Source organism: Pseudomonas sp. RIT-562, assembly GCF_026241895.1.
GTDB lineage: Bacteria > Pseudomonadota > Gammaproteobacteria > Pseudomonadales > Pseudomonadaceae > Aquipseudomonas > Aquipseudomonas mandelii_F.
On the sequence record NZ_JAPJIV010000022.1, the window covers coordinates 112490 to 123199 of the forward strand.

At 60.3% G+C, this 10710-nt stretch carries 8 protein-coding genes; 2 read left to right on the top strand and 6 right to left on the bottom strand.

The genetic code is table 11. The features are described from left to right. Positions 1 to 91: 91 nt before the first annotated feature. Both ORL50_RS23140 and ORL50_RS23145 read right to left on the bottom strand, forming a co-directional pair. A complete protein-coding gene (locus ORL50_RS23140; protein WP_266018332.1) occupies positions 92 to 934 on the bottom strand; it encodes a PhzF family phenazine biosynthesis protein in 843 nt (280 codons plus the stop codon). A gap of 27 nt (positions 935 to 961) precedes the next feature. Next, positions 962 to 1660 (bottom strand): glutathione binding-like protein, encoded by a 699-nt coding sequence (locus ORL50_RS23145; protein WP_266018333.1) that lies wholly within the window; start codon positions 1658 to 1660, stop codon positions 962 to 964. 265 nt (positions 1661 to 1925) lie between these two features. Between ORL50_RS23145 and ORL50_RS23150 the strand changes: the two genes are divergently transcribed. Both ORL50_RS23150 and ORL50_RS23155 read left to right on the top strand, forming a co-directional pair. Next, positions 1926 to 2600: a histidine phosphatase family protein gene (locus ORL50_RS23150; protein ID WP_266018335.1), complete on the top strand. Its 675-nt coding sequence runs from the start codon at positions 1926 to 1928 to the stop codon at positions 2598 to 2600. Between the two features lie 64 nt (positions 2601 to 2664). Then, entirely contained in the window at positions 2665 to 3720 is a 1056-nt protein-coding gene (locus ORL50_RS23155) for a permease (protein ID WP_266018337.1), read from the top strand. A gap of 12 nt (positions 3721 to 3732) precedes the next feature. Here the strand turns inward: ORL50_RS23155 and tssF are convergent, their stop codons facing one another. The 4 genes from tssF to tli1a all read right to left on the bottom strand — a co-directional run bounded on the left by tssF (position 3733) and on the right by tli1a (position 10637). After that, entirely contained in the window at positions 3733 to 5499 is a 1767-nt protein-coding gene (tssF, locus tag ORL50_RS23160; RefSeq protein ID WP_266018339.1) for a type VI secretion system baseplate subunit TssF, read from the bottom strand. A 78-nt stretch (positions 5500 to 5577) separates the two neighbouring features. Then, on the bottom strand, positions 5578 to 8928 hold the full coding sequence (locus ORL50_RS23165; RefSeq protein WP_416236040.1) for an ImcF-related family protein: 3351 nt from the start codon (positions 8926 to 8928) through the stop codon (positions 5578 to 5580). Continuing rightward, positions 8912 to 9973 (bottom strand): hypothetical protein, encoded by a 1062-nt coding sequence (locus ORL50_RS23170; RefSeq protein WP_266018342.1) that lies wholly within the window; start codon positions 9971 to 9973, stop codon positions 8912 to 8914. The genes ORL50_RS23165 and ORL50_RS23170 overlap by 17 nt, the downstream gene beginning before the upstream one ends. A gap of 151 nt (positions 9974 to 10124) precedes the next feature. Beyond that, positions 10125 to 10637, bottom strand: coding sequence for a Tli1a family immunity protein (gene tli1a, locus ORL50_RS23175; RefSeq protein WP_416236041.1), 513 nt, complete (start codon positions 10635 to 10637; stop codon positions 10125 to 10127). Between the last annotated feature and the right edge of the window lie 73 nt (positions 10638 to 10710).

Genomic DNA, 10710 nt, shown 5'->3' on the forward strand with positions numbered 1-10710 from the left:
TGTGCGGCGTACCGCACAAACGCTTGTTGACCAATAGTGCATTACCGGCGGGGCAATAATCGCCTGCCGCAGCGACTGCGGCGCCCAGGCGTCAGAGCTGCAGAGTGCCGCTGATGCACGTCACCACGGGGCCGCCGACCCAAATCTCGTCGCCCACCTGGTCGACCTGGATGCGCCCGGCGCGACCCATGGTCACACCCTGGCTGACTACGTAGGACGGCGGTGCCAGCCGCTCTCTGAGCAGCCACTGCGCCAGTCCGGCATTCAGGCTGCCGGTCGCCGGGTCTTCCGGCATACCGTCGCCGCTGATAAACGCCCGCACCTCGAACTGCGCGGCATCACCGTCCCGCGCCGGCTGCCAGGGCGCCACCACTCCGACCGCAAGGCCGAGCATTTGTGCATGATCGGGCTGCAGGTCGAGCACTTGCTGGCGATCTTCGAGCATCACCGCCAGCCAGTCGGCGCCGTTATCGACCCACTGACTGCGCACTATCGCGCCGCGCTCCAGCCCCAATCCGCGGCGCACGCGTTCCACCACGTCGGGTTCTACCGGCCCGGTTTTGATCAGCGGGGGCGCCAGGAAAGCCAGCTCCGCGCCCTGACGACGGATCCGCACCAGGCCGACTCCGCACTCCTGGATCACCTCCTCCCCCTTGGGCAGGCCGCCGGCTTCCAGCCAGGCATGACAAGTCCCCAGGGTCGGATGACCCGCGAAGGGCAACTCTTTGAGCGTAGTAAAAATCCGCACCCGATAATCCGCCCGCGGGTCCCGGGGCTGCAGGATGAATGTGGTCTCACTGAGGTTGGTCCAGGCGGCAAAGGCCGCCATGCGCTCGTCGCTCAGTTCATCGGCGGCGAATACCACCGCCAGGGGATTGCCCTTGAGCGGGGCGCGGCTGAAAACATCTACCTGCTTGAAATCGAATGAATGCATGGCCTGTCCCTGGTCTTGTTAAGTGGATTATTTCGGTATTTCCAACCCGCGCATGACAGCCGGTCGAGCCAGAAAACGTTCGAGCACCCGCGTGACATTCTTGAAATTGTTGATGCCCACCAGGTCGCCCGCTTCATAGAAGCCGATCAGGTTGCGCACCCAGGGGAACGTGGCGATGTCGGCGATGGTGTAGCGCTCGCCCATGATCCAGTCGCGTCCATCCAGGCGGGTATCGAGCACTTTCAGCAGGCGTTTGCTCTCATCGACATAACGACCCAACGGGCGTTTGTCCTCGTATTCCTTGCCGGCGAATTTATTGAAGAAGCCGACCTGGCCGAACATCGGCCCGATGCCACCCATCTGAAACATCAGCCACTGAATCGTCTCGTACCGTGCCGCCGACTCCTGGGCCAGCAACTGCCCACTCTTGTCGGCGAGGTAGATCAGAATCGCGCCAGACTCGAACAGCGCCAGCGGTTGATCGCCCGGACCATGGGGATCAAGGATCGCCGGAATCTTGTTGTTGGCGCTTAGCGAAATGAACTCGGGGGACAACTGATCAGCGGTTTCGAAGCTGACACGATGGGGCTCATAAGGCAGCCCGATCTCTTCGAGCATGATCGAGACTTTGACGCCATTGGGGGTCGGCAGCGAATACAGCTGGATCCATTCAGGGTACTGGGCCGGCCATTTTTGCGTGATGGGGAACTCGGACAAATCGGTCATGGGAGCATCCAAAGGAAAAATGTACGTTGATCATAATCCAACATCGACTTGTAACATCCTGTCGGTAACTTTTCCTACGTCCGAGAAAGCATCCCGGTAGAGTGCGGCGCACCTGTCGGGATCGAACCAAATGGGCTTCAGGCACTCTGAGCTATGCCCCTTCGGAAACGGACCGGCTCAACGACATGGAATCACCCGAAGCTGGAAGCTCGAGGTGTAAAGGTTTGTCAGCCTTAACCGAATGCGCTGAAGACCCCCTTATTCGATGATGAATCTCTTGAAATTTGCCAATCGCTTCAAGCATCGCGCCTATCTTTTTCTGCCGGCACTGCTCGCCACCAGTGCGCTGTTCCTGTCACTGGAGTCCAGCGAAAGCCGCGCCCAGCCGGCTGATGGCACCCAGACCCTGGTGTTCCTGCGGCATGCGGAAAAACCCGAGGGCGGCCTGGGGCAGCTTAACTGCCAGGGCTTGAATCGCGCCATTGACCTGGCCACCCTGCTCCCGGAAAAATTCGGCAAGGCCGACTACGTATTTGCGGCCAACCCGACGCGCAATGTCGAGGAAGGCGAGCTGGACAATTCCTACAGCTACATCCGTCCCCTGATGACCATCAGCCCCAGCGCGATCAAGCTCGGTTTGCCAGTGAACATCAACTTCTCGGCCAACGATACCAGCGACCTGGCCGATGAATTGCTCGACGACAAGTACCACAATTCGGTGATCTACACCGCCTGGTCCCACGGCTACCTGCCGGAGCTGATCAACAAGGTGGCTGGCGACGCCGTCGGCAAGAAGCAGAAGATCACCGAAGACTGGGAATCCAGCGATTTCGACTCGCTGTATGTGCTGACCCTGACCTGGCACAACGGCAAGGCCAGCCTGGAAAGCCACACCTACAAGCAAGGCCTGGATAACGGTCGCGAGACCTGCCCAACCTAAGTGCCCGCGCCAGGGAGGAGCTGGGCTATCATCAACCCTCTCCTTCTTGCCCCGGAACCTCTCCATGTCGCTTTCGTCCGCAACTGCCCCCGCCCGGGGCTGGTCGTTCTGGTGGAAACCTGCACTGTTCGTCCTGGTCGCCTGCATCGGCCTGTATTACGTCAAATGGTCGCCCTACTACGCCAAGGCATTTCTCGCGGCTGACAACCACAGCATCGGCGCCTCTATCCTCAACGACGCCCAGACCTCCCCCCTGGCTGCAGCGCTGACCTACGCCAAGGTGTATTTCCTGGCGATCTGGAAAGCTGCCGTGCTGGCGGTGATCCTCGGTTCGCTGCTGCAGGTATTGATTCCCCGCGACTGGCTGCTGCGCCTGTTCGGCCGCGCCGGTTTTGCCTCGACGGTGCGCGGCGGCCTGTTTGCCCTGCCCGGCATGATGTGTTCATGCTGTGCAGCTCCTGTGGCCGCGAGCATGCGCCGCTCCAATGTTTCAGTGGGCGCCGCGCTGGCGTTCTGGATCGGCAATCCGGTGCTGAACCCGGCCACGCTGGTGTTCATGGGCTTTGTGCTGGGCTGGGGCTTTACCGCGCTGCGCCTGGTGGCCGGGATCGTGCTGGTGTTTGGTGTGTCCTGGGTCGCGCAACGAATGTCCGGCCCCGAGGCCCTGCCTGAAGCGGCGGTCGAAGCGGTGACCGAGGCGAGTACGGTGGATGCGCAACCGTTCCTGGTGCGCTGGGGTCGCACGCTGTGGCAGTTGTTCTGGAGCACTATCCCGATTTACATCTTGGCGGTGCTGGTGCTGGGGGCTGTGCGAGTCTGGGTGTTCCCGCACATCGATGGCGCCATGGCCAACAGCCTGATGTGGCTGGTACCGCTGGCAATCGTTGGCACCTTGTTCGTGATCCCCACTGCAGCAGAAATCCCGATCGTGCAAACCATGATGACCCTGGGCATGGGCACCGCTCCGGCCATAGCGCTGTTGATGACCCTGCCCAGCATCAGCCTGCCGTCGCTGCTGATGCTGCGCAAGGATTTCGATGGGCGAGTGCTGATCACTGTGGCGCTGATGACCATGGCAATCGGGGTGGTCAGCGGGTTGATCGGCGCGGCTTTGCTGTAGATGTTGTAACGCTCAGCCGGGAATCCGCTGACTGTGTATCTCGCCCCATCGCAGGCACTTCCCGGTAGGTTGAAGGATCAGCGTGAGCTGGTTGAACAGGTGGATGTCGGCGTACAAACCAAAGAACCGATGGAGCATTTCGCCGAACAGGCTGATGTCGCCTTCGCCGCTGAAACCGTTGGCATCCAGGGTCACTTCGATGTCTACGCCGCGCAGCAGGATGCCTTTTTCGAAGCGCTGCAACAGGTGGTGTTTGACTTCGACTATGGCTTCCAGACGACGTTTATTCAGTTCGCCGTCGGTCCAGTCGTACAGGGCCAGCGTGCCGCGCAATACTTCAGCGTTATCGAGCATCGGAAGGAAATTCGAGCCAAGGTGGCTGAGGACTCGCCAGTGGAAACGCTCCCGGCTGGGCGGGTAGCACGGTGAGGTTGGGGCGCACAGGTTGCGTACTCGCAGGTCGATGGTGGAGGCGTTGGCGAGGGTGTCGAGCAGGGTACTTTGCAGGGCTTTGCGGGGAAGTTGGCCGTGTGTGCCAGTCAATTTCAAGGAGAGATTTCTGCTATCGCTCAGCGCGTCCGCGTCAAAACCCTCGCCTCCAAGGATCAACCAGGTTTCATGCAAGCCGTCGGCACCGCGCTTCAAACGAGTGTGGAAGTAACGCTCGGGGGTTTCGTCACGGAGCATGCCGCCCTTGTGGCGAAAGCTACTGAATGGCACGTAGTCCTGCTCACCGGAAACACTGACAGCGCTAACCTGATCCACTGAGTAAATTTCAATATGGCCATCCTGCAAACGCATCGGCCGCAGCAGGTAGTCGGTCTGCAACGGCGCCAGCTCCAGCGGGTCGGCTTCCAGCGCGAACAGATTAATGACCGGGACCGCATGCATTCGAACATGTTCGGCGGTCAGCTCGAAGGTCTGTGGCCACGCCTCACGCAACACCACTTCAAGCTCGAACCAGGTCGCCGTCGGCGCCAAACTGAGATGTTCCAGACCGCAAAGGGTCACGAACATGAATTTCTCACGGAAGCTGAAGTACTCCAGCAGCAACTGATAATCGCTGTAGGTACTATCACCTTTGGGCCACAGGCGGTCTTCGTCGCCGAATCCCTTGGGCGAAAAATAGCCCTCGAACAACCGGCGCTCTTCGCCTGCCTGGCGTATGTACATCGCTTGAGCATTGAGCGTCAGCGCTTGATGCAGCGCGCTGGCCATTGGCGCATCAGCGTTCAGATACAACGGCAACCGGCCGAGGTCGATATCGCTCCAAGGGCACAAGGCACCACGGGTGAAGCGCAGTCGCAACAGCGAACGTCCGTCCGCTTGATGCGCCACGCGCACACACTCCAGAGCGATCGGGCGTAACTTCAGATCCTGGGTGGTGGTATAGCTGCAACGAGTGCGTTGTGGTCCGACAGGTTGCGACAGCACTTCGAAACCCGAGGCGAGCGTTTCTTCGGTTTTGAGCCGGGCGATATCCGGCGCCAGCTCGACAATCGACAGCGACGGAATGGTTCGCAGGTAGTGCGGCCACAACAGGCTGACCAAGCCTTCGGTCAGCTCCGGCAAATCATCGTCGAGCTTCTCGCGCAAGCGCCCCATCAAAAAGGCGAACCCCTCGAACAGCTGTTGCACATGAGGATCGCTGGCGCCGGGCTTATCCAGGTTCAACTGCGCGGCACGATCGGGAAAGGCTTGCGCAAACTCCTTACCGGCTTCGCGCAGATAGCGCATCTCGGCGTCGTAGTAATGCAGTGTCAGGTTGTCTTTGCTCAAAATTAAAATCCTGATGAATGATTTGTCGGCGTCATTGCGTCGCGCAGCGCATTTCCAGAGGCAACGAGCGATCCAAGCTCAGCGTTTTTTTCTCTTTTGCACAGCGTGTTGCGCGGGGTCGTTCTCACTCAAAAATATCTGCGTAGGCAAGGTGAAATCCCTCAGCTTCAACATCGCCAACGGCCCCATTCCCAACTCGGTGCGCAGGTTCCACGTCAGGTCCAACCCGTCCGGCGCCCTGACCTGCAGCCGGTGCAAACTGTCGCTGTCACTCAGCGGCGTAACCCGCGCCTGTTCCAGCAAGCGGATCAAGCCCCACGTGCCTTCGTAATCGCCGAACAACCGTTCATTCGCTTCCACGCTGACCCAGCTCAAGCGAGTTCCCGGATGGCTGGTAAAGCCCGGCCAGCTGAAGCGCTGCCAGCTTTCTTTCTGGTTGAAGTAGTCGTGTTTTTCGCCGTTGAGCACGAAGATCGTCTGCACAATATCGCGCACCGGTTTGCCCCGCAGCTCGAAGCTGATGCCCATGCCGCCGTCGGTGTAGAGCACGTCTGCCAGGTGGCTGAGTTGATTGATCGAGGCGAGAAACTGCGGGTTGAAACGCAGGCCCTGGCTGTGCCGTGGGTCGGCGACCCAGCGGCTGCCTTCCTTGCGCAACACGCCACCGAGTTGCCGTTGCAGGAACTGCTCGATGCGCCCCGAATCGGCGCGGATCATCTGCCCCAGCATCGGCAAGGAGGAGTCGCTGGCGGTGGCGGCAAAGGGATAACGCCCGGCAAACGCGGCATGCCAGTCGCTGACGATTGCGCGCTGCCATTGCTGGTTGAGGCTGGCGGCGGACGGTTGCAGCACTCGCTGCCAGGCTTGTTCCAGCGGCTGCACGAACAGCGTTTCGCCAACCCTGCCCCACTCCGCACCGAGGCTGGCGGCGACCAGGCTGCCGTAGGATTGGGTGTCGGTGAGGTCGACGTTCTGGCCCTGGAACACGGTTTGCGCCAGCGCCTGGGTCATGGCTTGCGGATCGGTTGCGGTGCTGACTTGCTGCAGTTTCAGGCGCACGCGGGTGACGCGGTTGAGGAAGGCGTGCAGGTTGAGGCGCTCGCCCTGGTTTTCTTCTTTGCCGAGCAGTGCCAGCAGCGGGCCGAAGGTGGCGTCGAGTGGGCTGGTGCTCAAGTCGGTGCTGGGGAGTTGGTCCTGGTTGATTAATTTCTGCGCGGATTTCACCAGTGACTCGGCCAAGGCCTGGCCTCTTACGCCCGCCTGGCCTTGGTAGGACAGCGTGTTCATCAGCGCAATCAACGGCGACTGACGCACATCGCTCATCAACGTCAGTTGATCGATCACCGCACCCAGACTGGCGACGTTCTGCCAGCGCAGGCTGTTGAGAAAGTCCAGCCAGGCGCTGGCGTAGTCCTGGAAATAACGGTCGGTCAGGCGCTGCTTGAGCACGTCCGGGGTCAGTTCGGCGGCGAGGTCTTTAGGGTGATCGCTGAGCACCCAGTCGATTTCCTCGCGACGGGCTTCGGCGACTGCGTCGATGGCCTGGCGCACCTGGCCTTCCCAGGCCTGGCGGGTGAACACGCCGGGGATGGTTTTGCCGGTGCTGAACAGCGCCTGGGCGTCGGTGTCGTTGACCATCTGCTTCAAGGTCAAGTCGGGGTAATGGTTGGCGACGCCGTCGAGGACTTTTTGGTACAGCGCGGTCTCGGCGTTGCGCTGGCCCATTTGGCCAAGCAGCACCCGGCGGGCCTGGGCGACCAGGGTCGGATCGGCTTCGATGCGCCAATCTGGGTGGGCGGGCAGTTGCTCGGTGTAAAATTTCCACAAGCTCGGCGACAGCGCGAACCACAATCCCGGCGACATGCCCTGGCGCTCGGGCTGGGCGTTGATCAGGGTCTTGCTCAGGAAGGCCGCGTCGACTTTGTCCGGGCGGGCCATCATCAGGTAGGCCTTGAGGTGATCGTAGGCCTCACCAGCGCGTTTGCCGCGCTCGGGGCTGTCGGGGGGCAGCTTGATCAGGGCGTTGAGTTTGGCTTGAAGATTGGCCGCCGCCGGGTCTCGCAGCAGGCGATGGTTGGCCTCGACGTAGATCGGCCAGACCGCGTCGGCGAGTGGCTGGTTCTGGTTCAGGCCGAAGCGTTGATGCCAGGGTGTGCCGTGTGTGGCGCGGTAATCCAGGCGCGATAATTCACGCACCAGCTCATTGAGGGCCTGCAGTTGCGCATCGCCTTGGTCGGCTTGATTGAGCGTGGTCAGGGAGCTTTGTACTTGGGCGATTTGGGTGCGATTGCTGAGGTAGGACAGCAGCAGACCAGCGGTCCACACCAGTGCCACACACACGGCGATTTTGGCGCCCAGTTGGATGGGGTGCCGATCAAGGCGGCGAGTCTGTAGCGCCTTGTCATCGAGCACGCCCTGCCAGGCGGGATCGACCGGCCAATGGTGATTTTTATAATCTTTGTGCACGGGCAACGGCAGGCTGAACCACAACCCGCGCAACGGCATATCCCGACCCAACTCGCCGAACAGCGGCAGCAGCGCCTGACGCCAACGAGCAATGCCCTCCACCTGCAGGTCGCGGGACAGGCGCAGCATGAAATCGTAGGTGGTGTCCGCTCGCAGCTGCAGCCAGCCAGCGTCGTGCAGGGGTTTGATCAGTTGCTCGAGCCGGGATTCGAGTTCGATCACCGAGGCGTTCGCGGGCAGAAGGCAGCCGACCGGTTGCGACGGTCGTTGCGGCTGCGGCCACTGGCTGTCGCAGACTTGCCACAGGTACAACGGCAGCTGCCACTTCAACTGCCGGGCCAGCTCTTGCAGGTGACGCGCGCCCGCGCCCATGGCGGCGGCGTCGGTGGTCTGTAGCGGGTTGACGGCCCAGACCACTCCGTCGAGTGCACGCCAGCGGCTCAGGCGGCGGTATTGTTCGAGCTGGAATGCTTCGGGTTTGGCCTGGAGGCTGCCGCCCCAGATGAGCACGGTGTCCTGGCCTTCCAGCCAGTAGTCGGGGGTGAGGCCGGGGGCGATGGCTTTGATTTCGTCGGGTTCGCCGACGACCAGTAAAAGGCGGATTTTGCGGCGCCAGCGGCGGCCGTGGCGGTTTTGCAAAACCGTTCTCATGTCGGCAAATGATTGCACCTGCTTGTCCGGCTCAGCGGTGACTTTCGAGGGCAAAAGATGGGCAGTACCAACCAGCTTCTGAATACCGCTCTGCACGATTTGCCAAGCCAGGACTGCCATGACAAGCAATGTCGCCCAAAGCAACGAACCTTTCATTAGTGCATCCCGGATCTCGTCGCGGCTGAGAGGCCGAGCATCCATCCACAACCACCAGACCGCAGCACCTGCAACGACAACTACAGCGAGTATCACAGCCAGTAACAGCGACGTACGCCAAGGAGCGATTTTCTGAGATTCAAATAGTTGAGTCATCGGGTTCCACAATTCCTAGAGTCAAGGTGTGATGAGGATCGTTAGCTAACCAGGCGCAAGGCACTTGATGCTGTTCGACATAGGAGGCAGCCAGGGTCTGCGCGACCATGCCCTCCATCCTCTCCAGATCGCCAAAATTGGCATCTTGCAAATGCTGACTGATGGTCCAACCTTGAGCAGGGAGATGAGGCTCGTCAGGTTGGGAAAACGACACACAGAACTGAGGAGGGGCTTGCAGATCACTCTGCTGTTGAGCCCGACTTGCCACGGTAGGGAGAAGCTCACTACTCGCATCGAACCACTCGCCTCGGGAGAGACGCACGCCGCCTTTCGGTGCGATCAGCCAGAGCAACGCCACCTCCCCGGCCGGCAGGCGACTGTCCAATCCTGCAGGCGAACACTGGCTTCCGGCACAAAGGATGCGAGCCTCTGCAGGAGCGCCTTGCAAGCGATTGATAATTGAATTGAGGCTTTGGTTTCCAAGCCACGGCTCGGGCTCGTCGGGTAACTCAACCTGCGGAAAACACTTGGTCATTTGTTCCACAAAGCCTTGCCATGCCGCAGCGGATCCCTGCCAGTAACAAGTCAGAGGCTGCAATGCGACTGTCTCCTCGCGCTGCACCTGCCACTGTAGAACCAGCAGCATCGCCAGTTGCCGCTCGCGCTCGGCGGTATCTTCACCGAACACCTGAAGCAGACGAATTGCGGCGCCTGCTTCGGTGCTTTGAGGCACGGGAGGCTGGTGGTCCGGATTGAACAGATGTTTCCTGTGTTCAGGGCTGCTGCAGGCACCACCCACCAGCACTGCTTCACGGAGCGAGACTTTTTGACGATGGCTGGCCCACCATGCGTCCTCGATCTTTTTTGCCGTTTCGCCATAGCACTGCGCGTTATGTAGATTGAAATGGGAGAACAACACGCGAAGTAAAAACGCCAGCAGCCATAGAATAAAAACGCTTGCGACGCCTACAACCACGAAAAAATTGCTCAGTTCCAGTTTTTCCGCCAGCAGCGACAGAACCGCGCCACTACCAGCGATGAGCATTGCCCCCCTGATAATCCAACGTGAGCAGTTCGGCTGCGCTTTGAGAGGATAAGGATCGAACCTTGGAGCCGGGATCATGAGAACACCCAGGCACAAAAGCGCAAGCAGGCTTGATCTGGGATTTGTGGCGGGTATGGGTGAGACAGGTTCCTTACTTCGGACATGACTGAGGCTCCGGCAACTGCAACGGTGTCTTGATCGGGTACTCGGGGCTGCCGTAGGCGTAGCAGGAGGTGCTGACCTGGATCTCGTCGCAGGGCAGGAAATGGACGGTGATGCCGCAGACTTTTTGGCCGGTGTAGTCGGGGACTGACACTGCCCGGCTGTGCTGACGTTTTTGCGCATCGAGCCCTTTTACCCAGGCCATGTACTTGGCCCAATCAGCAGTCCCAGGGTAGCCTTTAGAGCTGCCCACCCCTGTCTCCCAGTTGACCCGTACCGTGATCCCAGGTTTCCAGCGCGCTGGTGCGATGTAACAACAACCTCCGCCTCCCCCTTGGTAAGGACCAATCGCATCCAGACCTGAGCGACCATCAACACTGAAATGGTTGATGGCCCAGTGCGTGTGATTGATGGCCTCGATGGTGCTGGCGTGCACGTCGTGCACGTAAAATGTCGAAACTAAAATGAGCAAAACGCCGGGAAGTAAACGTGACGGGGGCATGGCATTCACTGCCTGTGATTGGCAGCGTTTAACGAACTCAGACCTGCGCATCATCCACCCCCACACTCTTGGC

Bases quoted from the DNA above. Each gene is read 5' to 3' on its own strand.
- ORL50_RS23140 (WP_266018332.1), bottom strand. From the start codon at position 934: ATGCATTCATTCGATTTCAAGCAGGTAGATGTTTTCAGCCGCGCCCCG.
- ORL50_RS23145 (WP_266018333.1), bottom strand. From the start codon at position 1,660: ATGACCGATTTGTCCGAGTTCCCCATCACGCAAAAATGGCCGGCCCAG.
- ORL50_RS23150 (WP_266018335.1), top strand. From the start codon at position 1,926: ATGATGAATCTCTTGAAATTTGCCAATCGCTTCAAGCATCGCGCCTAT.
- ORL50_RS23155 (WP_266018337.1), top strand. From the start codon at position 2,665: ATGTCGCTTTCGTCCGCAACTGCCCCCGCCCGGGGCTGGTCGTTCTGG.
- ORL50_RS23165 (WP_416236040.1), bottom strand. From the start codon at position 8,928: ATGACTCAACTATTTGAATCTCAGAAAATCGCTCCTTGGCGTACGTCG.
- ORL50_RS23170 (WP_266018342.1), bottom strand. From the start codon at position 9,973: ATGCTCATCGCTGGTAGTGGCGCGGTTCTGTCGCTGCTGGCGGAAAAA.
- tli1a (WP_416236041.1), bottom strand. From the start codon at position 10,637: ATGCCCCCGTCACGTTTACTTCCCGGCGTTTTGCTCATTTTAGTTTCG.